This is a genomic window from Rhizobium etli CFN 42 (genome assembly GCF_000092045.1).
Taxonomy (GTDB): domain Bacteria; phylum Pseudomonadota; class Alphaproteobacteria; order Rhizobiales; family Rhizobiaceae; genus Rhizobium; species Rhizobium etli.
The window spans coordinates 1,177,108-1,201,283 of the sequence record NC_007761.1; the positions used below are offsets into that span (position 1 = coordinate 1,177,108).

The window sequence follows — 24,176 nt, forward strand, 5'->3', positions numbered from 1 at the left end:
GATCGGAAACACCGCACGCCGGGCGAGCATGGCCGGCGCTTTGAAGCCACATTACTTTTCGCAAAGCCGTCGGCCGCCGGAATAGGGCTGATAGGTACAATCGGACGGCCGGAAGGAGCGGTAGCTGCGCGAGCAGGCGCTGATGTTGCAGGACTGCGGCGCGCCTTGCCCATCGACGACCGCTTCGCTCGATTGCACACCGTTCAGCGTGCGTTCGCTCGCCGCCTCGCGGATGAAGTCTCGCCAAATATGCGCCGGCAGGCCGCCGCCGGTCACCCCTTTCATCGGCGTGTCATCGTCGTTGCCGACCCAGACACCGACGACGAGCGCGTCCGTGAAGCCGACGAACCAGGCGTCACGATTGTCCTGGCTCGTACCGGTCTTGCCGGCCGCAAACCTGCCGGGATCTGCGCCGCGTCCGGTGCCGCGCTCGACCACCATCTGCAGCAGGCCGAGGAGATCCGACTGATAGGGTGAAAGATCGACATCCGGCTTTGATTGTTGGCCAACCCGAAACGTCTGCGGCTGCCCGGCGGCCTGGAAGTCGATGATGCCCCATGGCTTGACAGGTGCCTTGCCGAGTTGGACGGACGCATAGGCGCTGGTGAGGTTGAGCAGATTGACTTCGGATGTGCCAAGCGCCAGGGACGGCGTATCGGCCAGTGGCGCGTCGATGCCGAGTTCGCGGGCTGCGGCGATCACATTGTCCAGACCGACCTCTTCGGCAAGTGTCACGGACGCGGCATTGAGCGATCGCGCGAAGGCTTCGGCAAGCGTTACCCAGCCGCGATAGTCGCCACCGGAATTTTCCGGCGACCAGCCGTCAATGTCTATCGGCGCGTCCAGAACCTGGTCGGACAAGGTGAACCCAGCCTTCAACGCCGCGTAATAGACGAACAGCTTGAAGGTGGAACCCGGCTGACGCATCGCAGTGACGGCGCGGTTGAACTGGCTCGCCTTGTAGTCGCGCCCGCCAACCATTGCGACGACCGCGCCGTCGGGCGTCATGGCAACCAGGGCGGCCTGCGAGGCTCCGACCGTCTTTCCTTCACCATCCAGCGCTTTTTTGACGACCCGCTCGGCGATCTGCTGCAACTGCGGCACCAGCGTGGTGCGCACCGTGGTCGAACCTGGCGAGGCGCCGGCAATTTCGCTTGCCTGCGGCGAAATCCAGTCGGCAAACCAGCTTCCAGAGCGCGGCGTCGGCGTCGTCGGGTGCAGTTTGGCAAAGCTCGTCTTGGCCTCCATCGCCTGTGGCGCGGTGATCTTGCCATTGGCCGCCATCGCGTCGAGAACGACCATGGTGCGCTGCCGGGCGCCTTCGAAATTGTCGATGGGATTCCATTGGCTCGGCGCCCGCAGCAACCCTGCCAGCATCGCCGACTCCGGCAGGGTGAGGGCGCCGATGTCCTTGTTGAAATAGATGCGCGCGGCGGCAGGCATGCCGGTGGCGCCGGCGCCGAGATAAACGCTGTTGAGATAGCGCGTCAGGATTTCCGCCTTGCCGAGCTTCCACTCCAGCCAGAAGGCGATGACGACTTCCTGGATCTTTCGTTTTATGGTTCGGTCGCTGTCGAGATATTGCAGCTTGATGAGTTGCTGGGTGATGGTGCTGCCGCCTTCCACCACCGAGCCGGCCTGCAAGTTCCGCAGAAGCGCCCGCCCGATGCCCCTGGGGTCGATGCCGAAATGATCCATGAACCGGCGATCCTCGATTGAGAGGACGGCATCGATCAGATGGGGCGGAAATTGGTCGTAGCGGGCATATGGCCCTTGGTAAGGTCCTTGTCTTACCAGCGGCATACCGTCGGCGGTTTCCAGAACGACGACAGGCTTTAACGTTCCATCCCGGATTTCGCTCCAGGGCACGTCTTTCAGTGCCCACACCAGCACGCTTCCGACGAGTAGGCAGACAAGAAGGATGGACCCGAGAGCGAATTTCCGCCAGCCCCCAATGAGCGATGCGCTCCATCGACCTTCACGCGGTGTTGAGCGCCGCTCGCGAATGCCGCGCCCGGCTTTGACCAAGGCTGTCGTCATCCATTTGTGGGGAGCCCACGCTGTTCCAGGCCGCCTCCCGAGCTTCGTCCCCCAAAGCAATGCGGTCGTTTTGATCTTTGCCAAGGCAGAACTTGCCTGCACATCTTGGCGTATCGCCCGCAACAGAGTTCTGGCGGCTCGCCTGGTTTGGTCGAAGGATCCGTGGGGCGGCTTCGCGTCGTCGACTTGGGTGGTTCCTGCTGAATCCGAGGCGGCCGCTTGCGCTGGAGAATCCAGGTTCTGATTGCGACCCGAGCTCGAACTACTAACGCTTTCACCTGAGGATTCGGGAGAATTGGGCATCGGTTACCGCTAAAAAGGCTACGCAGCATGAGGTTTATAGCCGGGTGATGCCGCGTGTTCTACCGCAAAAGGCCCCGAAGGACTGCTCCTATGACATTGATGGCTCAAAGTGCGACTTGGGAAGCTACCGATATCAATTCCTGGGAATTCGGGGCCTTGTATGTCTGCAGGCCAGGCTCCAGAACTTCAGTGAAGCTCCAGCGCACGATGCCCTCCCGGTCGATGAGGAACTGACCGACAAGCTGCCCGTGGTCAGCCGTCATCATCTGCTGATCGGCTTCCGTAACCTGATATCCTTCCTTCTTGTTGATAAATTCGTCCATTGCAATCGGGTTCATGGGCTCGGGCAACTCGCCCGGAAGATCGATCCGTATCGCCAGGACCGTGTCGATGCCGACCTCGCGCAAGCCGAAGGCTTGGTGCGAAGCCTTTACCGGGTCGGAAGCTGCAAGAAGATCTGGTATCGGATGGTAGCGGAAATAAAGTCGCGCCCGTTCGACCGGGGTGTTTACAACAGCCAGGGATTGGACGCCTTTCTCACGCAGCATCGGGTTGAGATATGCCATGGCCGCGACATGGCGCCTGCAGAACGGACAATGCAGGCCTCGAAACAAACCGATCAACAATGGGCTGTGGCCACGAAAATCATCTAGTGCGATCTTCCCCTCCCGCGAGATCGCATCGAACTCGACGTTCGGGACCCGGTCGCCCGGTTGCAGCGGATGGTCGACATAGCGCGTGGACATTGGACAACCTCCTCGCTCGGGGATCAGTCGAGAAAAGGCGCCACTTTAAGTGCTTCGAGGTCGAGAGTGGGCATTGCAGGCTTGACCTCTCGTCTTACCGCACCGCCAGGATCCAATCTAAAATGGTCTCACATGAGCCCGCGGGCAAGCGATAAACAGCGAATCGTGAATTGAGAAAGTCCACTTTCTGGAAAACTCCGATTTTTTAGCGGGCCGTCCCTCAATTTTCTTTGTTGGTCTCTGGCGTTCCGCAGATCGAGCCTTCGATGCCGCGGATCGTGGCTCAAGCATCAGATTTCAGCTTGCCACCGACCGCCCAGGAATTCCTTGCCGATTTCCGTGATCAGGATTTCCACCGATTCCGGCACGCGCCAGCATTTCGACGCGCCTTGGTCGCTTCGCGGGCGAAGGCGCGCAGGGACGACGAACGGAGTGACCGCCCTTACTTTACCGTGATGGCAATACCGCTGAGATCGGCGTTGACTTGCAGGCCTACCTGCTTGCCTGTGAGCTCAAGTTGGGCGCCCTTGTCATTGGTCATGACAATCACCTGGGCCCCTTTGCCGACCGCGCCGCCACCGCCCGCCGCACCGTAGACCCCCGTCACATCTCGAGCGCGGCGAATATGGCGAACGGTACCGTGGAAATTGGTCTTAGAAGCCCCGAAGGCGAGGCCGCCCGAGATGCCGCCGACAGAGATGGGATAGCGGCGACCATGGAAGGTCAGCGTGCCTTCGCCTCCAGAACCACCCACAAAGAAGGCAGCCTTGTAGACTGAGAAGCTGATCGTACCGCTGTCGGCATGCGCGGAGCCGGCAAAGCCCATTCCTGCTGCAGCGATAACCGCAACCGCGACTGAACGAATTCTAGATGAAAATTTCATGATGCAAGTCTCCTCAAAATCGAGGCTTACCCCGCCAGGAGGGCGTGTCAGCGTCATGCCAAAGTCACAGCTGAAACAGTCTCGCCCGTCATTGGTTCCAAGCACGGGGCCAGGATCCGACTGGGAGAAAGAGGCCATAAAACGAAGCCGATGGCAAACATAGTCTTGGTGGCAGGGCAGCCCGTGGCAGCCAACGCTCGGCTGAATGAGCATTGCGAAATCGAGATCATTTGTCGATGATGGAAGGTGATCGTCAACCCCCTGTCGATCAGGTTAGTCGCAAGAGCGATGCTCATCAGGGCATCAGCGGTTAGACGACCCGCCCGCATGCAGCAAGGACCAGAAAACTGGCGGCAATCGCGAGGCCATCCCTGGTTCCGACGTGACGAACGCCGAGCGCTGCGATCGGGAGCGGACTGTCGTGCACAATGAAGACGCAAGAACACAATCGCTGCGCCTTCAAAATCGATCTACCGAACGGAATGAGCCTAATCGCAATTCGCGCTGAGTGACCGTTGGCCTCCTCAGCGGGGCTTCACGTTGGCGTGCTCGTTGGCGGCGTCCGTGTCAGTGGCTGGCGTCTGGGTGTCGTGTCCGGTGAACGGACTTCCCTGACCGGGCGCCAACGTACCGCTGTGACCGGCACTGTTGGTCGTAAAGGCGTGCGTCGTGGACGCTGCCGTGCTGCCGGACTTCAATCCATGCTGTTCCGCCTGGAAAAGGTGGTCGTCCGCCTGGGCAATGCCGCAGATGGAAAACAGCAAGAACGCCGCTGTAGTCAAGGGATGGATTTTCATCGCAAGAACTCCTTCGTTTTGCGCCCTGGACGACAACACGCTGGCCACCGTCGATATTCGCCGGTTCTTGATCACATCCTCGTGAGCCAACCGCCTGCAGAACAATCACGCCGCTTCGCCCGATCGCGGCAAGTTCGTTTTGCGCGGTCGTCGCTCATAAGATCTACGACCTACAGGCGCGACCATTTCTTGGACTCAAGTCTGAGAGCGGGTCTTGCGATTAATCTGATCCCGCCTAAGTGGCTTGGAAAATGCGGGACAAGGCAAAGGACTTAAGCCCTAGTAGTTCGGCCGCTTCGGGCCGGCGTGCAACGTCCGATGATCTGATCGATTTCATCAAGTTTGCGACAGCGTCTTTCGCGAGGAATCCGCCAGCCCTTAGCCAGCGGATTTGGCCTCGCATAAGGGGCCAGTCTTGCTGGCCCCCTATCTCTTATCAGATATCGCTCGCAGCGCTCGACCAGAGTTCGGCCGCTTCGGCTGCCGTCATCCGCCGCACTTCGGCTTCATGGCTGCGGCTGGCGAAGAGTTCGCTGGCCATGATCTGCTCGGCGAGATCGGCCGGAAGCGAGAGGATGACGCGGGCGTCGCCGGTGTGCAGCCCGCCGAGTTCGCTACGCTTGCCGGTCACCATGCCGCCGGCGACCGTGTTGTTGGTCTCCGGGTCGATCAGGATGAAGGAACCGGACTGCCGGTTCTGCTCGTAGGGGTCGAAGATTGCCGCTTCGTCGAAGGAAAGCCGCACCTTGCCGATCGCGTTCATGTAGAGCCGCTGGGCGGGGTTCCACGTGCCGGTCTTCAATTCGAGCTGGCTTAACGGCTGCACCTGGACGCGCTGGCGGCGGCTGCCGCTCTTCAGCCAGTAGCGCTTGCCGGGCTCGATGCCCTCGGGCTGCAGCGCGACGATCTGCGCGTCAAAGGCAAGGCCGACCTGCGGCTGGGCGTCGATCGAAACGATCATGTCGCCGCGCGCCACGTCGACCTGGCGGTCGAGCACCAGCGTGATCGCGTCGCCGGCGACGGCGGCATTGCGCACCAGATCGAAGGTGACGATCTTGGAGACGTTGGCGACCATGCCCGACGGCAGGATCATGACGCTATCGCCCGGCTTGACCGAGCCGCCGGCAACCGTGCCCTGATAGCCGCGGAAGCTTTCGCCCGGACGCGACACACGCTGCACTGACAGGCGGAAGCCGACCGTCTGAGACGAGCGCACGGTGGCAAGTTCCAGCGTCTCCACCAGCGTCGGGCCGCTGTACCAAGGCATGGCGCCCTGGCCGGAATAGACGACGTTTTCGCCCTTCAGCGCCGACATCGGAATGGCGGTAATCTGCTTGACGCCGAGCGACAGGGCGAATTCGCGGAATTCGTGGCTGACCTTCTCGAAGCCGGCGCGGTCGTAGCCCGTCAGGTCGATCTTGTTGACGGCAAGCACGAACTGCTTGATGCCGAGCAGCGAGGCGATCGTCGCGTGGCGGCGCGTCTGTTCCAGGATGCCGAAGCGCGCGTCGACCAGCAAGATGGCGAGATCGGCGGTCGAAGCGCCGGTCGCCATATTGCGGGTATATTGCTCGTGGCCGGGCGTGTCGGCGACGATGAAGGAGCGCTTGTCGGTCGAGAAATAGCGATAGGCGACATCGATGGTGATGCCCTGTTCGCGCTCGGCCTGCAGCCCGTCGAGCAAGAGCGCGAAGTCGGGCAGGCCGAGATCGTTCTGCTTGCCGGTCGAATCGCGCTGCAGCGTTGCGGCCTGGTCTTCCTTGACGGCCTTGGTGTCCCAGAGCAGGCGGCCGATCAGCGTCGACTTGCCGTCATCGACGCTGCCGCAGGTGATCAGGCGCAGCGGGCGCGAGTCGCGCTGAGCCTTCTGCGGCTCGGCGGCGGGCAGGCTGGCGACGGTTGCGGCCGAGACGGCGGTGTTGGCTGCGGTCATCTCAGAAATATCCTTCACGCTTCTTCTTTTCCATGGAGCCGGACTGGTCGCGGTCGATCGCGCGGCCCTGGCGTTCGGACACCGTTGCGATCTCGAGTTCGGCAATCACCTCTTCCAGCGTGGTCGCCTGCGAGCGGATGGCGCCGGTCAGCGGGAAGTCGCCGAGCGTGCGGAAACGGATCATGCCTTCCTGGCGCACTTCGCCGGGCAAAAGTTCGAGCCGCGGATCCTCGGCCAGGATCATCATGCCGTCGCGTTCCACGAACTTGCGCTTCTTGGCGTAGTAGAGCGGAACGAGCGGAATGTCCTCGGCCTGGATGTAGCGCCAGATATCGACTTCCGTCCAGTTCGACAGTGGGAAGGCGCGCACGCTCTCGCCCTTGCGGATCATGCCGTTATAGATGTTCCAGAGTTCCGGCCGCTGATTGCGCGGGTCCCAGCGGTGATCGGGCGTACGGAAGGAATAGATGCGCTCCTTGGCGCGGCTTGCTTCCTCGTCACGCCGCGCACCGCCGAAAGCGGCGTCAAACTGGCCGGCATCGAGCGCCTGGCGCAGGCTCTCGGTCTTCATGATGTCGGTGAAGGCGGCCGAGCCATGGGTGAACGGCGTGATGTTTTCGGCCGCACCGCGCGGATTGATGTGCTCGATCAGGTCGAGATCGTACTTCCTGGCGGTCTCGTCGCGGAAGGCGATCATCTCGCGGAACTTCCAGCCGGTGTTTACATGCAGCAGCGGGAAGGGCACGCGGCCGGGATAGAAGGCCTTGCGCGCCAGATGCAGCAGCACCGAGGAATCCTTGCCGATCGAATAGAGCATGACGGGACGCTCGAATTCGGCCGCCACCTCGCGGAAGATATGGATGGATTCGTTTTCCAGCGCCTTCAGATGCGGGTCGAGCGGCGCCTTGGCGCTCTGCGGGTTGCTGAGTTCCGTATCCGGACGGCTATCGGGCATGTCTTACTCCAGGCTATCGGTCGTTTGCGGCTGCCCGCGAACAATTCTTTGATGTTGGCTTCCCCAAAGGCTGCGGCGATCGCGCGCCTTGATTGGGAAAGCCGTGAGGGTTGATTACTGCGCGGCGACCACCGAGGCCTCTTCGGCGACATGCAGGCCGCATTCGCGCTTCTCGTCCTGCTCCCACCACCAGCGGCCAGCGCGCTCCGGCTCGCCGGGCTTGATCGCCCGGGTGCAGGGCTCGCAGCCGATCGAGGGATAGCCGCGGGCATGCAGCGGATTGACCGGCACGCCGTTTTCCAAAACGAAGGCCTTGATCGCCTCCATATCCCAATCGGCGAGCGGATTGACCTTCACCAGGTGCCGTTCGGCGTCATATTCGGCAAAGGGCGTCTCGGCGCGGTTGGCCGATTGCCCGCGGCGCAGGCCGGTGATCCAGATCGTCGCCCCTTCGAGCGCACGCGCAAGTGGCTTCAGCTTGCGCACGCCGCAACAGGCATGCCTGGCTTCGACGCTCTCGTAGAAACCGTTAAGGCCGTATTGCGCAGCATAGGCGTCGATATCGGCCTTCTCAGGTGCGAAGCGCTGGATGTGGATGTCGTATTGGGCTTCGGTCTCGTCGATCAGCGCCAGCGTCTCCGCAAAAAGCCGGCCGGTTTCCAGCGTCGCAATGTCGATCGGCAGGCGGTGCGTGCCGATTTCGGCGGTGATCACTTGGTCCTCGATGCCGAGCGAGGTGGTGAACACCACGCGGCCGCCAAGGCCTGCCACCAGCGACAGACGTCCGGCGAGGTCGAGGCCTGCCAGCTTGTCGTTCAGCGCCTCGGCTGCGTTCGGATTGATAACAGTCATGAGAATCCTGTCCTTAGTTGACCGGAGTATCGCAGTTCAAGCCTGGATCGGACAGAAAAAGGGATTTCGAAAGCTGCGGCCGGAAGAGCAAATATCTCTCCGAAGCTGCCGCAATGCAAAAAAACAGCCGCCCGGCGGAGAAAATCCGCCTCGCTGCCTGAATGTCTATAAAATTAGTAGAGTTACACGCAGCCTGTCAATCCGAAATCTGAAGTGATGCCGAAAAAGATGCGGAAGGCGCTGATTTGGCGTAGATTGCAAGGGCTTGGTCGATCGTGAAAAATAAGGCCAAAAATGCTTGTCCCTCAAGGCTTTCTGCTGGTGCGTTCAAATTCCGTTCATGCTGGTTGTGCCATAGAGGCGAATGTGCTCGTGAAGCGGCGCGGAAATGCGCGCCGTCTGTGTGTCGATGGTCTGAGATGATTACGCAAAAGGCGAAATATGCGCTGCGGGCGCTGACGGTTCTGGCGGATGCCGATGCCGACGAACCGGTGATGATTTCCGATATTGCCGCGCAGCAGAAGATCCCGAAGAAGTTCCTCGAACAGATCCTGCTCGACCTGAAACATCACGGCATCGTCGTCAGCCGCCGGGGCAAGCAGGGTGGCTATCTCCTGCTCAAGCCCGCCCATACCATCACCTTCGGCGAAATCCTGCGCATCATCGATGGTCCGATCGCACCGCTGCCGTGCCTGTCGATCACCGCCTACCGCAGGTGCGATGATTGCGACGGCGAACAGACCTGCGAAATCCGCCACGTCTTCGCCAAGGTCGCCGACGCCACCCGCAAGGTGCTGTTCTCGACGACCATCGCCGATGCCGTCGGTCCGAGGCACGGCGCCGAAGTCACCCGCCTGCTCGCCTGAGCATCAGGGCTCGAGGACGGGCGCTGGGCGTCTCTCTCCTTCAACATTTGGTGAAATGGCTTTTCTCGCCGCCACAATGCTCCACCTGCCTGCCCATTCGGGTAGGGAGAACAATCATGTTCGCACTTTCGACAAAGCAGGTGCTGGCCGCCGTCGGTCTGTCTGCTGCCCTTGCAACCAGCGCTGCCGCCCATCACGGCTGGTCGTGGGCCGAGGCGGAGCAGATCGAGCTACGCGGCAGGATCGATAAAATATCGTGGGGCGGGCCGCATCCGACGCTGGATGTCGCCACCGCCGATGACGGCCTCTGGCGTGTCGAACTCGGCAATCCGCGCCAAACCGAACGCTCCGGCTTCGTCGAGGGTGTCGCCAAGCCCGGTGATCAGGTGGTCGCGCTTGGCAACCGTTCGCAGGATCGCAACGAGAAGCGGATGAAGGCCGTGCGCATCAGCATCGGCGACAAGCGGTACGATATCTATCCCGACCGGATCCGGACGAACTGATCCGCCGTGATCGCCGTCCTCGAATGGCTGTCGGCCACAGCGCCCGCGGTTGCGCTCAGGCGCTCCGCAACGCTCTACATGTTCGTCAACGCCGCCCATATCCTGGCGATCGGGCTTCTCGTCGGTGCCATCCTGCCGCTCGATCTCAGGCTCGCCGGCTTCTTCCGCAAGGTGCCGGCGCAGATCATCGCGCCATTTCTGTCGCGCGCGGCGGGCGTCGGCCTTGCCGCGGCCATCCTCACCGGCTTCGGCCTCTTCAGCGTGCGGGCGGTCGAATATGCCGCCAATCCCGCCTTCCTGGCCAAGCTCGCCCTGATCGGGTTCGGCCTTCTCAACCTCCTTGCGGTCTATCTCGGGCAAGGGTGGAAAACACTCACCACCAGCGGCCGCATCCGGCCGGGCCTGCGCTTTTCTGCAGCGCTGTCGGCGGCGAGCTGGATCGCCGCTCTATTGGCCGGGCGGTGGATCGGATTTCTCTGACGCCGAGGCTGTTACCGATCGCTGACCGCCGCCCTTGGATTGATCCAGGGCTCCTGATTGGAGCGCGCCAGCGGCTGTTTGCCGAGGATGTGGTCGGCGGCCTTCTCGCCGGTCATGATCGAGGGGCCGTTCAGGTTGCCGTAGGTGACATGCGGGAAGATCGAGCTGTCGGCGACGCGTAAGCCGTCGACGCCGATCACCCGCGTCTGCGGATCGACCACCGCCATCGGATCGTCCTTGGCGCCCATCTTGCAGGTGCCGCAGGGGTGATAGGCGCTTTCGAGATGTTCTCGCAGGAAGCTGTCGATCTGCTCGTCGCTCTGCACGCCTTCGCCCGGCTGGATCTCAGGACCGCGATAGGCGTCGAAGGCCTTCTGCCCGAAGATTTCTCGGGTGAGGCGCACGCAGTGGCGGAACTTCTCCCAGTCTTCCGGATGGCTCATATAGTTGAAGCGCAGCACCGGATCGGCCTTCGGGTCGGGCGAGCGCAGCGTCACGCTGCCGCGCGATTTCGACAGGTTGTAGCCGACATGCACCTGGAAGCCATGACTTTTCGCCGCCGCCTTGCCATCATAGCTGATCGCCACCGGCAGGAAATGATACTGGATGTCGGGCTGCTTCAGCCCGGGTGCGGAGCGCAGGAAGGCGCAGGCTTCGAACTGGTTTGAGGCGCCGAGCCCGCCCTTCGACAGCAGCCATTGCGCGCCCGCCACCCCCTGCCAGAACCAGGGCAGCCAGGAATAGAGCGATACCGGCTTGGTGCTGACCTGCTGGAAGTAGAATTCCATATGGTCCTGCAGGTTGGCGCCGACACCAGGCCGGTCGGCCTTCACCTCGATGCCCATCTCCTTCAGATGCTTCGCCGGCCCGATTCCCGACAGCATCAGAAGCTTCGGCGAGTTGAAGGAGGAGGCCGAGACGATCACCTCGCGGTTCGCCTTCACCACCTCTGTCCTGCCGCCGCGTTCGATCTCGACGCCGGTTGCCCGCCCGTTCTCGATGACGATACGGCGCGCCAGGCCGTAGACGATCCCGACATTGTCGCGCTTCAGCGCCGGTTTCAGATAGGCGTTGGCGGCAGACCAGCGGCGGCCGGCAAAGATGGTCTGCTCCATCAGGCCGAAGCCTTCCTGCTTGCTGCCGTTGTAATCCTCGGTCGTCTCGAAGCCCGCCTGCTTGCCGGCCTCGATGAAGGCGCGGAACAGCGGATTGGTGAAGCCGCCGCGCTGTACGTGCAGCGGCCCGTCCGTGCCGCGCCAGCCCTCCTCGCCCCCATGCGAATGTTCCATCCGCTTGAAATAGGGGAGGACGTCGGCATAGGCCCAGCCGCTGGCGCCGAGCTCTTCCCAGCGGTTGAAGTCTTCGGCATGGCCGCGCACATAGACCATGCCATTGATCGAGGACGAGCCGCCGATCACCTTGCCGCGCGGCGCGGTGATGCGCCGGTTGTTGAGGTTCGGCTCCGGCTCCGAGAGATAGCCCCAATTATAGCGCTTCATGCTCATCGGCCAAGCAAGTGCGGCCGGCATCTGGATGAACGGCCCGAAATCGCTGCCGCCGGCCTCGATGACGAGGACGGAATTCTTGCCGTCTTCGGAGAGGCGGTAGGCGAGGGCGGAACCTGCGGAACCCGAGCCGATGATGACGAAATCTGCTTGCATGGTTTTTCTCTCGTTTTTGCTTCAGCCGTCGCGCCGCGTCGCCCCCTCATCCGGCTGCCGCCACCTTCTCCCCGAGGGGAGAAGGGACGTGCCGCGGCCTCTCGACTCCCCTTCTCCCCTGGGGGAGAAGGTGCCCGGAGGGCGGATGAGGGGGCTGCTTGCGCTGACTTAGTAAGGCGCCGCTACCGGCCCCATGCCGACGTAAACCGTCTTCAGCTCGGAATAATGCTCCAGCGCCGCCAGCGAATTCTCCCGGCCGAAGCCGGATTGTTTCGAGCCGCCGAAGGGGATTTCCACCGGGCAGAGATTATAGGTGTTGATCCAGAGCGTGCCGGCCTCCAGCCGGTCGACGACGCGGTGGGCGCGGCTGAGGTCGGCGGTGAAGACGCCGCCGGAGAGTCCGAATTCGCTGGCATTGGCGCGTGTGATGACTTCATCCTCATCGTCGAAATCGAGCACCGACATGACAGGCCCGAAGATTTCCTCGCGGGCGATGGTCATGTCGTCGGTGACGTCGGCAAAGACCGTCGGCTGCACGTAATAGCCTTCGCCGGAGACATTGTTCGGAATGCCGCCGCCGGCGACAAGCGTCGCGCCCTCGGCCTTGCCCTTCTCGATATAGGCGATCACCTTTTCCCGCTGCGCCCAGGAAACCATCGGACCGATCTGCGTCGCCTCATCCAGCGGATCGCCGATCAGCATCGCCTCGGTGCGCGCCTTGAGCCGCTTGAGGAACTCGGCCTTAACAGCCTTCTGCACGAAGACGCGGGTGCCGTTTGAGCAGACCTGGCCTGTGGAGTAGAAATTGCCGAGCATCGCCCCGCCGACCGCCGAATCGAGATCGGCGTCGTCGAAGACGATGAGCGGCGACTTGCCGCCGAGCTCCATCGTCACGTGCTTGAGGCTGCCTGCTGCTGCTGCTGCCACCCGCCGCCCGGTCGGCACTGATCCGGTCAGCGACACCTTGGCGACGTCGGGATGGTTGACGAGCAGTGGTCCGGTGTCGCGGTCGCCCTGGATGACGTTGAAGAGGCCCTTCGGCAGCCCCGCCTCATGCAGGATCTCGGCGATCTTCAAGGCGCCGAGCGGGGTGTTTTCGGAGGGCTTGAAGACCATGGCATTCCCTGAGATCAGCGCCGGCGCGCCCTTCCAGCAGGCGATCTGCTGCGGATAGTTCCAGGCGCCGATGCCGACGCAGACGCCGAGCGGCACCCGCTTGGTATAGGCAAAATCCTGGCCGAGCGGGATATGCGAACCGTTAAGACCCGCCGGTGCGACGCCGCCGAAGAATTCGAAGGCATCGGCGCCCGAGGTCGGGTCGGCGACGATCGTCTCCTGGATCGGCTTGCCGGTATCGAGCGTCTCCAGTTCGGAAAGCTCGCGATTGCGCTCGCGCATGATGTCGGCGGCGCGCTTCAAGATGCGGCCGCGCGCCATCGGGCTCATCGCCGCCCATTCCGGCTGGGCGCGCTTGGCCGCGGCAATCGCCTTTTCGACGATTGCGGGCGTTGCCGCATGCAGCCGGGCGATTACCTCGCCGGTGGCGGGATACAGGCTCTCGATGACGGTGCCGTCGGTATCCTCGACATATTCGCCGTTGATGAAGTGCGACGCTTTCGGCTGGGCTTTCATGTCATTTGTCCTTAGGGTGTTCGATGTGGTCGTCCCTCTCCCCTCGGGGAGAAGGGGAGGTGGCGGCCAGAAGCGCGTTCAGATAATCTTCCGTCAGCGCGATCGAGGCTTCGATGCCGATCGGCGCCGATTTCAGACTCTGCCTGATATAGAGCCCGTCGATCATCGCCGCAGCGCCCTCGGCGATGCGTTCTGCGGCGTCAGCCGGCAGCAGCGCCTTGAGGTCTGCGAGCAGGTTCGAGCGCAGGCGGCGGGCATAGATCACCAGAAAGCGCCGCGTCTCCTCCGAGCGTTGCGCTTCGGCATAAAAGGCAAGCCAGGCGGCAATCGTGTCGGCAGCGAACTGGTCGGCATGGAAGCTGACGCGGATGACGGCCGAAAGCCGCTCGCGCGGCGTGCGCGCCGCCTTCAGCGCCGCCACCGTATCGCGGCGCAGCTGCCTGAGAAGCGAGCGGATCGTCTCGATCAGCAACTGCTCCTTGCTGCCGAAATAATGATGCGCGAGAGCCGGCGAGACGCCGGCCCGGCGGGCGATATCGGACATGGTGACAGCCAGCGAGCCGTGATCGCCGATCACCCGCAGCGCCGCATCGACAAGCGCCTTGCGGCGCACCGGCTCCATTCCAACCTTCGGCAAGACCGCAACTCCCTGAAAACGGCGCCATGTATTTTCGCCATATTATTTTTGATTGACTGATCAATCAACAAAAATCTTTCTTACGTGCCGCACGCGGCCGCATCTTCCCCCGGGCCATTGCTGCAACATATTTCAAAACTACGGGGAGGTGCGTTTATGGCCGATGTCTTCAACGAAACGCCGGCATCCCAGTTGCAGTCGAAATGGATCTGGTTCGTCGGCCTCGGCGTGCTGCTCCTGGTCTGCGGTCTGATCGCGCTCGGCAACCTGATGCTCGCAACTGTCGTTTCAGTCTATTATGTCGGCATGCTCATGCTGTTCGGCGGCGTGATCTATCTCGTCCATGCCTTTCAGGTGCGCGGCTGGGATCATGTGCTCTTCTGGGTGCTGAGCGGCCTGCTCTATGTGCTTGCCGGCATCGCAGCCTTCGTCAATCCGATCCTGACATCGGCGGCGCTGACGCTGTTTCTGTCGCTCGCCCTCGTCATCGCCGGGGTCTTCCGCACCTGGGTCGGCAGGCGCATGAAGCCCGCCAGGGGCTGGATGTGGATCGTCGCAAGCGGCGTTATCACCGCCCTTGCCGGTTTCGTCATCGCGCTCGGCTGGCCGGTCAACAGCCTTTGGGTCCTCGGCCTTTTCCTGGCAGCCGATCTGATTGTGCAGGGCTCGACGATGATCGCCTTCGGACTCGGCATCCGTAGCTGAAAGCTTTTTTCGACACGCCCATTTTGACAAGGACATGGCAGGGGATTAGACTGAAGGGGTTATGGACCGACCGCCAGGAGCGGATGGTCCCGCACGATAGCCGCAAATGGTCATGCGTCCCCCAAAAGGCAGGGTACTGCTGAAGAAAAAGGGAGGAAGTTCATGCCGATGGTCACCGTTTCCATCTCTCCGCAACAGGCAGCGGGCATCCGTGCAGCCGTCGACACGGGTGGTTACGCCTCAAGCAGTGAGGTCGTCCGAGAGGCGCTTCGCCTCTGGGATACCGCCCGCAAGCTCGGCGAAATCAAGGCAGATCTCCTCGACGACGAGAGCGTAGCCTCCGGCGGCAGATGCGTCGCCGAAATGTTTGCCGATCATGAGGCGCAGCGCCGTCGCTCCGCCTGAGCGACTGATTGTGCTGGGGAATTCGAATTCACGCGGAACGCGTGCAGACGAGTCGCGCCTTTCACCAAACTTTCATATTGACGAAAGGGTTCGTTGATCCTTCTGCGGCAGGTTCCTGACCAAGAAGAACAAGTCGCAGTGGAGATCGGCCCCACGAGCGCTCCATTTCGCATTTCGTCGAGATGGCGCCGATCGTCGGCCTCGACAGCGAAGCCGAGCAACTGATGGCGATATTCGCCAATATGGAGGGCAGCAACTGCCTGATCCTGACCGACAATATGCGGTATGCCGGCGTTGTTTCAGCCGCTTCGCTGATCAAGGTCATTAATGAGAAACAGCTGAAGACCGCCTAGGACCAGAACCCGCTGACCGGCCTGCGAGGCAATCGCGCCATCCGCGATTTCATGCGCCAGTCCGGCCGCGACGGCGATGAGGTCCGCCAATTCGACAATTTCAAGCCGCTCAACGATGCCTACGGCTTTCATCTCGGCGACCACGCGATCTCGCTCTCCGCCGGCCGCATCCTCTGTCATGACCGCACCGGCGCCGAAGCCCTGTTCCCGCTGATGCGCTGCTCGATCGGCGTTCTCGAGCTGCCGGAAGGCCTCGTCATCGACGATCTCAACCGCGTCAGCGCCGAAATCGCCGTCATCAAGTCGGCCGCCAAGGAGAGCGAGGAGGGCCTCGCCTACCATTTCCTGGGCGAGGCGAATTGACGCCCTTGCCGCTTGCAGCCTTCCCAAGCCGGCCCGGCTGATTTATTCCGAGCCCTCGGGATCAGGAGGGTCGCGCCATGTCATTGCCTCAGGAAATGCGTTTCGTAGATCTCAAGTCCTTCGGCGGACCGGATGTGATGGTGATCGGCAAGCGTCCGCTACCGGTCGCCGGCGAAGGCGAGGTCCTCGTGCGCGCCGAGGCGATCGGCGTCAACCGTCCCGATATTGCCCAGCGTCAGGGCAGCTATCCTCCACCCAAGGATGCGAGCCCGATTCTCGGGCTGGAACTCTCCGGTGAAATCGTCGGGGTCGGGCCCGGCGTCAGCGGCTATGCCGTCGGCGACAAAGTCTGCGGCCTCGCCAATGGCGGCGCCTATGCCGAATATTGCCTCCTGCCGGCCGGTCAGATCCTGCCTTTTCCCAAGGGATACGATGCTGTGAAAGCCGCGGCGCTTCCAGAGACCTTCTTCACCGTCTGGGCCAATCTCTTCCAGATGGCCGGACTGACCGAAGGCGAGAGCGTGCTGATCCATGGCGGCACGAGCGGCATCGGCACGACGGCGATCCAGCTCGCCCGCGCCTTCGGCGCCGAGGTCTATGCCACGGCCGGCTCGACGGGAAAATGCGAGGCCTGCGAAAGGCTCGGCGCCAAACGAGGGATCAACTACAGGAGCGAGGACTTCGCCGCGGTGATCAAGGCCGAGACCGGCCAAGGCGTCGACATCATCCTCGATATGATCGGTGCCGCCTATTTCGAGCGCAACATCGCCTCGCTTGCAAAGGACGGCTGCCTGTCGATCATCGCCTTCCTCGGCGGGGCCGTCGCCGAAAAGGTCAATCTCTCTCCGATCATGGTCAAGCGCCTGACGGTCACCGGCTCCACCATGCGCCCGCGCACGGCCGAGGAGAAACGCGCCATCCGCGATGATCTGCTCTCCGAGGTCTGGCCGCTGCTGGAGGCCGGCACCGTCGCCCCCGTGATCCACAAGGTCTTCGCCTTCGAGGATGTCGCCGATGCGCACCGGCTGCTGGAAGAGGGCAGCCATGTCGGCAAGGTCATGCTCACCGTTTGAGGTCAGCTTCGGACCAGCATTCATCGGCAAGGTGAAACTGATCCTGGCTGTCTGTGAGTCTCCGGGTCGCTGAACAGTCGTCTGATCGAAACCCGGCCCCGAAACTGCGCATCCTGATGTGGCGTTGCTTGCGCGTTGTAAGGTCCCTACGAGGAATACAATGGCTCTATTCCACGCCTGCCCCATCTGCCGTAGCAGAATTCCGCATTTCGTACCGCTTCCGCGGTACTACATCGACAAGGCCGTCGAACATGGCTTTCCCTATCGCATCGATGAATTCGAGACGATCAACCATCAGGCCTATAGCTGCCCCAATTGTCATTCGACCGATCGCGACAGGCTCTACGCTTTGTTCCTGACGCCGGTATTCCAGCGCCTCAACCATGCGCATGCTTTCCGGTTCCTGGATATTGCGCCGGGTCGGGCCTTGAGCTTCTGGCTCAAGAGCCACCCGCATATCTTCTACCGCAGCTGCGACATGCATATGCCGGAGGCAGACGACAAGGCTGATATCCATAACCTGCCCTATGCCGATGAGAGCTTCGACTTCGTCCTCTGCTCCCATGTGCTCGAACATGTCGACGATCCGGTGCGTGCCACCGCCGAAATCCGGCGTGTTCTCAAGCCGCACAGCATCGCCATCCTGATGGCGCCGATCTGCCTGTCGATCGAGGAAACTTATGAAAATCCCGAGGTGACGACGCCGGAAGGCCGCTGGGCGCATTTCGGCCAGGACGACCATGTGCGCATCTTCTCAAGGTCCGGCTTCATCGACGTGATCCAGCGGGCCGGTTTGGCGGTCCAGCAGGTTCCGATCACTGAGTTCCTGACGGCCGAGGTCTGCGATACCTATGGCATCGGCCGCGGCTCCGTCCTCTATCTCGGCGTGAAGCAGGAGGTCGTCCAGCAGGAGCCGGAACCGGAGCGCAACGTCGCCTGAAAACACGGAAATCATTCAGTCGTGAAAAGGCGCCCCGAAGCCGAGGCGCCTTTTTCAATTTCACCTGTATCTCAGGAATCGTCGTCGCAATCGCGACGATGCCCCCAGCGCCATCAGCAGATAATAGCCAATGCGCCGCCAACGGCGCTCCTGGGACACCGCCCGGATCGACGAGGCCGGCGCCGTTGGCGATAACGCCCGCGAAGGCCGCACCGAAGGCGCCGCCAAGCGAGCTCATCGTTGGGATTGCCGCCGAGGCCTTGTCCTGTTCGTTGCTGACGACGAGCTTCAGCACCATGGCGACGAAATGCGCCCAGCCGAGACCGATGCCGGAGCCCATCATGAACATGGCCGCCGAGGGGCATCTTGCGGTGCAACGCCACATAATGACGGCCCCCGCGCTCCCTCCGCCGCTACAGCTACTGCGCACGAGCGGCAGGCACATCAAGCCGGCTGCCGCGCTTGGCGCCGCTCGCTTTCGAGATAGAGCAGCGCTCCGATCGCCGCTAGACCGGCGCCGGCGCCGACGAAGGCGGTGCCGGAATAGTTGGTGATGCGGGTGCCGAAGGCGAAGAGCCCGGCGGCGATGCCGGTGCCGATGAAGGTGTTGAGCGAGAGCAGCGAGGTTCCGAGCCCCGGCCGGTCGGCGATCAGATCCTGCAGATAGGTGATCGGCACACCGAGAATTGCCGCCGCGCCGCAGGCGTTGACGAGCAGCAGCGCATAGATGTGCCAGGGCGAGGACGCAAATCCGAGCAGCAGCAGATAGGCGCAGTAGATCAGCGCGCCGAAGGCGAGCACATGCGCGGTGCGGAAGCGCCGCTGCGCCATGCCCCACATCATCATGAACGGCATCTCGAGAAGGGCCGTCAGCCCGGCAATGAAACCGACGTCGGCGACGCTTCCGCCCGCCGCACGGGTGATGATCAGCGGCAGCAGCATGCCGTTCAGCCGCTGCAGTGCGAAGAGCAGCGACATGATGAAGACGCGGATCAGTACGCGCGGCATGAAGATCCGTTTCAGCGAAGCGAGAAAACCCACCGCATCGGGAGCAGGGCCGGCGGTGCCATTGCCGGGAGCGAAGAAGAAATACAGGAAGAAGCAGGTGCAGCTGGCGAGTGCGGCGATGCCATAGGCCGGCGTCATCGATGGGGAATTGACGAGATAAAGGCCGATCAGCCCCGGCGCCAGCGCCCAGGAGCCGGAAAACAGCGCCCGCACCGTGGCCGTCACCGCCGCGCCCTCGCCACGCTCCATCTGGTTGGTCCTGGCGCGCAGGCTGGCGAAGAGCAGCGAATAGGTGGAGCCGCTCATCGGCACCAGCAGCAGCGTCGAAAAAATGAAGATTGCCGGGCTGTGGATGATTGCGATCGATCCAAAGCCGAGCATGCCGGCGACCGAAAGCGCCAGCACCAACGGCCGGCGCTCCTTCAGCCTGTCCGACCAGATGCCGAGCGTCAGGCTGGTCGTGACGTTGACGATCGCCGAGAAGAACACCAGCGCCGAATAGGCGCCGTTGCTTAAGTCCAGTTCGTTGATCCCGATGATCGACTGGTACGGCACGGTCGAGGCGTAGGTAAAGGCAAGCGCGACGAGCGTCACGGCGGGAATGCGGATCCTGTTGTCGCGCAGGATGAGGGAGAAGCTGGATGACATGGACGGTTCCTGACGCACCACTCTTAGCCGGATCCCACACATCGGAGAAACGATAGTTTTCGATCGCTTCGGTCAATTCTTGTTATGGGGTGTCGGGATGAGGTGAAGCTGCCGGTCGAGCCCCGGGGCTGGATTCCAGGCTCAAGGCCAGGAAGGACGGACGGTAGGGGCTCGACCGGCAGAAGGCGCGACTTCCCAGGCGGAGGATGGGAGAACTTGACCAAGGAGGCGCACCCGTCGGCTACTCCGCCGCACGTCGCGTCCGTGTCACGGCCATCACCCCGATTCTGAGCGCCCAGCCAAACCCGTTGGCTTTCGCCGCGTGACGCGTTATGCCTGCCGCATCCCGCCAGCACCAGGATGAGAGCCCATGACCAATCCCGTCACCGTTGAAGTCACCCGTGGCCTGCTTGTGGAAAGCCGTCATCGCGGCGCGGTGGCGGTCGTCGATGGCGACGGCAAGCTTTTCTTTTCGCTCGGCGACATCGACACCGCCGTCTTTCCGCGCTCGGCCTGCAAGGCTATGCAGGCGCTGCCGCTCGTCGAGAGCGGTGCGGCGGATGCCTATGGCTTCGGCGACAAGGAACTGGCGCTCGCCTGCGCCTCGCATAATGGCGAGGAAGAACATGTGGCGCTTGCCGCCTCGATGCTGTCGCGCGCCGGCCGGAATGTCGAAGCGCTGGAATGTGGCGCCCACTGGTCGATGAACCAGAAAGTCCTGATCCAGCAGGCCCGTTCGCTCGACGCGCCGACGGCGCTGCACAACAATTGCTCGGGAAAACATGCCGGCTTCATCTGCGCCTGCTGCCACCGCGATATCGACCCGAAGGGCTATGTCGGCTACGAGCACCCGCTGCAGGTCGAGATCCGAGCAGTGATGGAAAGACTGACCGGCGCCGTGCTCGGCGCCGAGAGCTGCGGCACTGACGGCTGCTCCATCCCGACCTATGCCATGCCTTTGCGCAACCTGGCCCACGGCTTTGCCAGGATGGCGACTGGCACCGGTTTGGAACCCTTACGCGCCAAAGCATCCCGCCGCCTGATCGAGGCCTGCATGGCCGAGCCCTTCTATGTCGCCGGCTCCGGCCGCGCCTGCACGAAACTGATGCAGATCGCTCCCGGCCGCATTTTCGTCAAGACAGGCGCCGAGGGTGTCTTCTGCGCCGCGATCCCGGAAAAGGGCATTGGCATCTCGCTGAAATCCGAGGATGGCGCCACCCGCGCCGCAGAAGCCATGGTGGCGGCGACACTCGCCCGCTTCTTCGAGACGGAAGAGACGGTGCATGCCGCCCTGATGGCCTTTGCCGCAATGCCGATGCGCAACTGGAACGGCATCCATGTCGGCGATATCAGAGCGACCTCCGTCTTCTCGGCATGATGCCGAAAACGGTGTGTGGTTTTCGCACGATGATTAGGCTGCAGTGATCGTGCCGTTGAGATCGCGATAGGGCTTCAGCCGCTCGGCCGGCATCTCGGCCGGCACGATCAGCCCGGCCACCTCGGCAATGCCGAGCACCGGGCAGGGCGAGACGAGGTCGAACTTCTCCTCCGTTAGCAGCACATGGGTTTCGGCCGAGCAGCGGGCGATATGCCGTTTGATCGCCGCTTCCTCGAAATCACCGGTGGAAAGCCCATGCACGGGATGGGCCGCCGTGACGCCGAGGAAGAACAGGTCGGGGCGCAGCTGCGAAATCGCCGCCATCGCTGCTGCCCCAACCGCCACCATCGAATGTTTGTAGAGCCGCCCGCCGGTCAGGATCACCTCGGCCGGATGGTGCTCGAGCTCGGCGGCGATCGTCGGACTGTGGGTCGCGACCGTCAGCCCCATGTCGCGCGGCAAATGCCGGGCGATTTCGGCGGTCGTCGTGCCGCCGTCGAGGAAGATCATCTGCCGCGGCTTGATCATCGCCGCCGCCGCGGCTCCGAGCCGCGCCTTGACCTCGGACGAGACGCTGCGCCGCGCCGTGAAATCCGGCAGATCGGGCGAAACCGGCATCGCCCCGCCATGCACCCGTTTCAAGAGCCCTTCCGCTGCCATTTCCCTGAGGTCGCGCCGGATCGTGTCTTCCGAAAGCGAAAAATCCTCGGCGACGCGCTTGGCAATCACCTGACCGTCACGGCGCAGAATGTCGAGGATCAGAGTCTTGCGTTGCGTCGTTAGCATCGTCTTTCCGCACGAAAATGAACGAGGTGGCATGATATTGCACGAAATGACTCGACATTCAATAAATATCGTGCATTTTCAGGAAATCCCGCGCATGAAGCCGGGAGTGCTCGCGCAGAAGCGGAGCGATGGAGTGGATCATGTTGATATTGATTGCCGGACCTTATCGGTCCGGGACGGGCGACGACCCGGAAAAGATGGCCGCCAACCTGAAGCGGCTGGAGGAACCCTCTCATAAGCTGTTTGAAGCGGGCCATGTGCCGATGATCGGCGAATGGGTGGCCCTGCCGATCTGGCACGCCGCCGGCGGCAGAGCGGTCGGCGATGCGCTCTACGAGCAGATCTTCCACCCGGTCGCCGGCCGGTTGCTGCAGCTCTGCGACGGCGTGCTGCGCTTGGCCGGCGAGTCCAAGGGCGCCGACAACGACGTGCGCATCGCAAGAGGACGTGGCATCCCGGTCTGGCACCGGCTGGAGGATGTGCCGGGTTGCGGCTGAGCGGCGAGTTTGTGCCGGTGATTTGCCCCTCACCCTAGCCCTTGCCGGGGTCGAGCCGCTGGTTTCGACCCGTCCTGCGGACCCCCGTTTTGACGGGGAGAGGGGACGTGCCCTGCGAGAGGCCCGAGGGGGACCGAGAGGTCGCGGCATATTCCCTTCTCCCCGTCAGAACGGGGAGAAGATGGCGGCAGCCGGATGAGGGGCGACTCCGACACAAAGCAAACCTCATCTCCCCCGTTCCGGCGCAGCCATCCCTGCGCTATATCTGGCGCCGAAAGGGAGACGAGAACCATGCTGACATTATATTACGCGTCCGGAACCTGCGCGCTTGCAAGCCTCATTGCCCTGGAGGAATCCGGCCTGGCCTTCGAAACGAAGAAGCTCAGCTTCGCCAATAGCGAGCAGCGTTCGCCGGACTATCTGAAGATCAATCCGAAGGGCCGGGTGCCGGCGCTCGTCACGGATCGCGGCGTGCTGACGGAAACACCGGCGATCCTCGGCTTCATCGCTGATAGCGCCCCGACCGCAAAGCTCGCGCCGCTCGGCGATGCCTTCGAAATGGCGCGGCTGCAATCCTTCAACAGCTATCTCTGCTCGACCGTGCATGTGAACCATGCCCATCGCCGGCGCGGCTCGCGCTGGACCGACGATCCGGCGGCAATCGAGGCGATGAAGGCCAAGGTACCGCAGAATATGGCCGATTGTTTCACGCTGATCGAAGAGACGATGTTCGACGCCCCCTGGGTGATGGGCGAGACCTATTCGCTCGCCGATCCCTATCTCTTCGTCATGACCGACTGGCTGCCCGCCGACGGCGTCGATCCCGCCCGCTTTGCAAAAGTCAGCGACCACCACGCCCGCATGCTGCAGCGCCCCGCCGTTCAGCGGGCGCTGGCCTTCGACCGGGGCTAAGGCGGGGTCAGCGCCATCAGCCGCCCGCACCCTGGTACTTGCGGGTGGCGTAGCGCCAGTGGGCCACGGCCATGAGCACCCAGACCGGGCCGGCGGCGAGCGTTACGGGCACGGCCCAATCGCCGAGGATCGGGATGGGCTTGCCGAGCAGGGCGCCGACCGGGACCGAGCTGGTCAGGGCCAGGGGAACAGCGGTGATCAGCGTCAGCTGGATGCTGCCGGGAAAGATGTTGAGCGGATAACGCGTCAGCTCCCAGAAGCCGAAGAAGATCGAAAACAGGTGGTTCGACCGCACCCACATCAGTGCCGTCGCACCGATCATGGTGATCATCGCGCCGGTGAGCAGCGTCGCGCTGACGATTGCGGCAAGCAGGAACGCCACGGACGCGGCAGACCAGGCGAAGTCGACCGACAGGACGGCCCAGCAGAGCAGCGGCACCGCCAGGATGATATGGCCGGCATAGCCGATATTGAGGCCGGAGAAGACCAGATAGGCCCAGGGGCTGAACGGCTTGATGAGCAGCGTGTCGTAGGTGCCGAGCCGCACCAGCTCCTCGAGATCGCGCAATTGCACGAAGCTCATCGCCGCACCCAGCGAATAGGCGAGCAGCTGGAAGCTGAAGAGCAGCGCCAGTTCCGGCCAGGTCCAGCCGCCAAGCGTCTGGAAGCGGGCAAGCAGGATGCCGATGGTGGCAAAGACGCTGCCATAGGAGAGGATCTGCGCAAACCGGTCGAGCCAGAAGGCGCCGCGATATTCCATTTGTGCGCGCACATGCATGCGCACCAGGAGCGGAATGACGCGGAGGTGATGAAGGAACAC

At 62.7% G+C, this 24,176-nt stretch carries 23 protein-coding genes and 2 pseudogenes; 11 read left to right on the plus strand and 14 right to left on the minus strand.

The features are described from left to right. Positions 1-51: 51 nt before the first annotated feature. The 7 genes from RHE_RS05755 to RHE_RS05785 all read right to left on the minus strand — a co-directional run bounded on the left by RHE_RS05755 (position 52) and on the right by RHE_RS05785 (position 8,509). Positions 52-2,343, minus strand: coding sequence for a PBP1A family penicillin-binding protein (locus tag RHE_RS05755; protein ID WP_011424467.1), 2,292 nt, complete (start codon positions 2,341-2,343; stop codon positions 52-54). 104 nt (positions 2,344-2,447) lie between these two features. After that, the gene (locus RHE_RS05760) at positions 2,448-3,089 is read right to left on the minus strand and encodes a peroxiredoxin-like family protein (protein ID WP_011424468.1); all 642 of its coding nucleotides are present in this window, start codon (positions 3,087-3,089) and stop codon (positions 2,448-2,450) included. Positions 3,090-3,531: 442 nt separating this feature from the next. After that, positions 3,532-3,972, minus strand: a complete 441-nt coding sequence (locus RHE_RS05765; RefSeq protein ID WP_020920698.1) for a lipid-binding SYLF domain-containing protein — start codon at positions 3,970-3,972, stop codon at positions 3,532-3,534. A gap of 524 nt (positions 3,973-4,496) precedes the next feature. Further along, entirely contained in the window at positions 4,497-4,769 is a 273-nt protein-coding gene (locus RHE_RS05770) for a hypothetical protein (RefSeq protein WP_011424470.1), read from the minus strand. A 436-nt stretch (positions 4,770-5,205) separates the two neighbouring features. Next, positions 5,206-6,702: a sulfate adenylyltransferase subunit CysN gene (gene cysN, locus RHE_RS05775; RefSeq protein WP_011424471.1), complete on the minus strand. Its 1,497-nt coding sequence runs from the start codon at positions 6,700-6,702 to the stop codon at positions 5,206-5,208. 1 nt (position 6,703) lies between these two features. Beyond that, entirely contained in the window at positions 6,704-7,657 is a 954-nt protein-coding gene (gene cysD / locus RHE_RS05780) for a sulfate adenylyltransferase subunit CysD (protein WP_011424472.1), read from the minus strand. 114 nt (positions 7,658-7,771) lie between these two features. Continuing rightward, positions 7,772-8,509, minus strand: a complete 738-nt coding sequence (locus RHE_RS05785) for a phosphoadenylyl-sulfate reductase (RefSeq protein WP_011424473.1) — start codon at positions 8,507-8,509, stop codon at positions 7,772-7,774. Between the two features lie 419 nt (positions 8,510-8,928). Between RHE_RS05785 and RHE_RS05790 the strand changes: the two genes are divergently transcribed. The 3 genes from RHE_RS05790 (at position 8,929) to RHE_RS05800 (ending at position 10,358) form a co-directional block, all read left to right on the plus strand. Further along, complete coding sequence (locus RHE_RS05790; protein WP_011424474.1) at positions 8,929-9,375, plus strand: RrF2 family transcriptional regulator; 447 nt, start codon at positions 8,929-8,931, stop codon at positions 9,373-9,375. Positions 9,376-9,491: 116 nt separating this feature from the next. Continuing rightward, complete coding sequence (locus RHE_RS05795; protein WP_011424475.1) at positions 9,492-9,878, plus strand: DUF6152 family protein; 387 nt, start codon at positions 9,492-9,494, stop codon at positions 9,876-9,878. 6 nt (positions 9,879-9,884) lie between these two features. Continuing rightward, positions 9,885-10,358 carry a DUF6644 family protein gene (locus RHE_RS05800; RefSeq protein WP_011424476.1) on the plus strand — a complete coding sequence of 158 codons (474 nt, stop codon included), beginning with the start codon at positions 9,885-9,887 and terminating at the stop codon, positions 10,356-10,358. A gap of 11 nt (positions 10,359-10,369) precedes the next feature. On the opposite strand, the gene betA is transcribed toward RHE_RS05800, so the two are convergent. The 3 genes from betA to betI all read right to left on the minus strand — a co-directional run bounded on the left by betA (position 10,370) and on the right by betI (position 14,273). Continuing rightward, positions 10,370-12,019, minus strand: coding sequence for a choline dehydrogenase (gene betA / locus RHE_RS05805; RefSeq protein ID WP_011424477.1), 1,650 nt, complete (start codon positions 12,017-12,019; stop codon positions 10,370-10,372). 168 nt (positions 12,020-12,187) lie between these two features. After that, positions 12,188-13,651, minus strand: coding sequence for a betaine-aldehyde dehydrogenase (gene betB / locus RHE_RS05810; RefSeq protein WP_011424478.1), 1,464 nt, complete (start codon positions 13,649-13,651; stop codon positions 12,188-12,190). A 1-nt stretch (position 13,652) separates the two neighbouring features. Then, a complete protein-coding gene (gene betI, locus RHE_RS05815) occupies positions 13,653-14,273 on the minus strand; it encodes a transcriptional regulator BetI (protein ID WP_011424479.1) in 621 nt (206 codons plus the stop codon). Positions 14,274-14,444: 171 nt separating this feature from the next. Here betI and RHE_RS05820 point away from each other — a divergent pair, with 171 nt between their 5' ends. The 5 genes and pseudogenes from RHE_RS05820 (at position 14,445) to RHE_RS05840 (ending at position 18,127) form a co-directional block, all read left to right on the plus strand. Beyond that, positions 14,445-14,993 (plus strand): HdeD family acid-resistance protein, encoded by a 549-nt coding sequence (locus tag RHE_RS05820; RefSeq protein WP_011424480.1) that lies wholly within the window; start codon positions 14,445-14,447, stop codon positions 14,991-14,993. Between the two features lie 162 nt (positions 14,994-15,155). Then, positions 15,156-15,398 (plus strand): ribbon-helix-helix domain-containing protein, encoded by a 243-nt coding sequence (locus RHE_RS05825; protein WP_042118107.1) that lies wholly within the window; start codon positions 15,156-15,158, stop codon positions 15,396-15,398. 143 nt (positions 15,399-15,541) lie between these two features. Next, positions 15,542-16,114 (plus strand): annotated as a pseudogene (locus tag RHE_RS32885) (GGDEF domain-containing protein); the annotation flags it as partial. A 77-nt stretch (positions 16,115-16,191) separates the two neighbouring features. Continuing rightward, complete coding sequence (locus RHE_RS05835) at positions 16,192-17,187, plus strand: NAD(P)H-quinone oxidoreductase (protein ID WP_011424482.1); 996 nt, start codon at positions 16,192-16,194, stop codon at positions 17,185-17,187. 160 nt (positions 17,188-17,347) lie between these two features. Next, a complete protein-coding gene (locus RHE_RS05840; RefSeq protein ID WP_011424483.1) occupies positions 17,348-18,127 on the plus strand; it encodes a class I SAM-dependent methyltransferase in 780 nt (259 codons plus the stop codon). A gap of 76 nt (positions 18,128-18,203) precedes the next feature. On the opposite strand, the pseudogene RHE_RS34240 reads toward RHE_RS05840, so the two are convergent. Beyond that, a pseudogene (locus tag RHE_RS34240) lies at positions 18,204-18,476 on the minus strand (MFS transporter); the annotation flags it as partial. A gap of 95 nt (positions 18,477-18,571) precedes the next feature. Beyond that, the gene (locus RHE_RS05845) at positions 18,572-19,783 is read right to left on the minus strand and encodes an MFS transporter (protein WP_011424484.1); all 1,212 of its coding nucleotides are present in this window, start codon (positions 19,781-19,783) and stop codon (positions 18,572-18,574) included. A 370-nt stretch (positions 19,784-20,153) separates the two neighbouring features. On the opposite strand from RHE_RS05845, the gene RHE_RS05850 reads away from it, so the two are divergent. Further along, complete coding sequence (locus tag RHE_RS05850; RefSeq protein ID WP_011424485.1) at positions 20,154-21,161, plus strand: asparaginase; 1,008 nt, start codon at positions 20,154-20,156, stop codon at positions 21,159-21,161. 33 nt (positions 21,162-21,194) lie between these two features. Here RHE_RS05850 and RHE_RS05855 read toward each other — a convergent pair whose 3' ends face one another. Beyond that, entirely contained in the window at positions 21,195-21,947 is a 753-nt protein-coding gene (locus tag RHE_RS05855; protein WP_020920707.1) for a DeoR/GlpR family DNA-binding transcription regulator, read from the minus strand. Between the two features lie 140 nt (positions 21,948-22,087). Between RHE_RS05855 and RHE_RS05860 the strand changes: the two genes are divergently transcribed. Beyond that, positions 22,088-22,444: a hypothetical protein gene (locus tag RHE_RS05860; protein WP_011424487.1), complete on the plus strand. Its 357-nt coding sequence runs from the start codon at positions 22,088-22,090 to the stop codon at positions 22,442-22,444. A gap of 291 nt (positions 22,445-22,735) precedes the next feature. Continuing rightward, entirely contained in the window at positions 22,736-23,356 is a 621-nt protein-coding gene (locus tag RHE_RS05865) for a glutathione S-transferase family protein (protein ID WP_011424488.1), read from the plus strand. A gap of 16 nt (positions 23,357-23,372) precedes the next feature. On the opposite strand, the gene RHE_RS05870 is transcribed toward RHE_RS05865, so the two are convergent. After that, the gene (locus RHE_RS05870) at positions 23,373-24,176 is read right to left on the minus strand and encodes an ABC transporter permease (RefSeq protein WP_011424489.1); all 804 of its coding nucleotides are present in this window, start codon (positions 24,174-24,176) and stop codon (positions 23,373-23,375) included.

What these genes read in the sequence shown, in the direction of transcription:
- RHE_RS05755 (WP_011424467.1), bottom strand. Translation starts at nt 2,343, where the DNA reads ATGCCCAATTCTCCCGAATCCTCAGGTGAAAGCGTTAGTAGTTCGAGC.
- RHE_RS05760 (WP_011424468.1), bottom strand. Translation starts at nt 3,089, where the DNA reads ATGTCCACGCGCTATGTCGACCATCCGCTGCAACCGGGCGACCGGGTC.
- RHE_RS05765 (WP_020920698.1), bottom strand. Translation starts at nt 3,972, where the DNA reads ATGAAATTTTCATCTAGAATTCGTTCAGTCGCGGTTGCGGTTATCGCT.
- RHE_RS05770 (WP_011424470.1), bottom strand. Translation starts at nt 4,769, where the DNA reads ATGAAAATCCATCCCTTGACTACAGCGGCGTTCTTGCTGTTTTCCATC.
- cysN (WP_011424471.1), bottom strand. Translation starts at nt 6,702, where the DNA reads ATGACCGCAGCCAACACCGCCGTCTCGGCCGCAACCGTCGCCAGCCTG.
- cysD (WP_011424472.1), bottom strand. Translation starts at nt 7,657, where the DNA reads ATGCCCGATAGCCGTCCGGATACGGAACTCAGCAACCCGCAGAGCGCC.
- RHE_RS05785 (WP_011424473.1), bottom strand. Translation starts at nt 8,509, where the DNA reads ATGACTGTTATCAATCCGAACGCAGCCGAGGCGCTGAACGACAAGCTG.
- RHE_RS05790 (WP_011424474.1), top strand. Translation starts at nt 8,929, where the DNA reads ATGATTACGCAAAAGGCGAAATATGCGCTGCGGGCGCTGACGGTTCTG.
- RHE_RS05795 (WP_011424475.1), top strand. Translation starts at nt 9,492, where the DNA reads ATGTTCGCACTTTCGACAAAGCAGGTGCTGGCCGCCGTCGGTCTGTCT.
- betA (WP_011424477.1), bottom strand. Translation starts at nt 12,019, where the DNA reads ATGCAAGCAGATTTCGTCATCATCGGCTCGGGTTCCGCAGGTTCCGCC.
- betB (WP_011424478.1), bottom strand. Translation starts at nt 13,651, where the DNA reads ATGAAAGCCCAGCCGAAAGCGTCGCACTTCATCAACGGCGAATATGTC.
- betI (WP_011424479.1), bottom strand. Translation starts at nt 14,273, where the DNA reads ATGGAGCCGGTGCGCCGCAAGGCGCTTGTCGATGCGGCGCTGCGGGTG.
- RHE_RS05820 (WP_011424480.1), top strand. Translation starts at nt 14,445, where the DNA reads ATGGCCGATGTCTTCAACGAAACGCCGGCATCCCAGTTGCAGTCGAAA.
- RHE_RS05825 (WP_042118107.1), top strand. Translation starts at nt 15,156, where the DNA reads ATGCCGATGGTCACCGTTTCCATCTCTCCGCAACAGGCAGCGGGCATC.
- RHE_RS05835 (WP_011424482.1), top strand. Translation starts at nt 16,192, where the DNA reads ATGTCATTGCCTCAGGAAATGCGTTTCGTAGATCTCAAGTCCTTCGGC.
- RHE_RS05840 (WP_011424483.1), top strand. Translation starts at nt 17,348, where the DNA reads ATGGCTCTATTCCACGCCTGCCCCATCTGCCGTAGCAGAATTCCGCAT.
- RHE_RS05845 (WP_011424484.1), bottom strand. Translation starts at nt 19,783, where the DNA reads ATGTCATCCAGCTTCTCCCTCATCCTGCGCGACAACAGGATCCGCATT.
- RHE_RS05850 (WP_011424485.1), top strand. Translation starts at nt 20,154, where the DNA reads ATGACCAATCCCGTCACCGTTGAAGTCACCCGTGGCCTGCTTGTGGAA.
- RHE_RS05855 (WP_020920707.1), bottom strand. Translation starts at nt 21,947, where the DNA reads ATGCTAACGACGCAACGCAAGACTCTGATCCTCGACATTCTGCGCCGT.
- RHE_RS05860 (WP_011424487.1), top strand. Translation starts at nt 22,088, where the DNA reads ATGTTGATATTGATTGCCGGACCTTATCGGTCCGGGACGGGCGACGAC.
- RHE_RS05865 (WP_011424488.1), top strand. Translation starts at nt 22,736, where the DNA reads ATGCTGACATTATATTACGCGTCCGGAACCTGCGCGCTTGCAAGCCTC.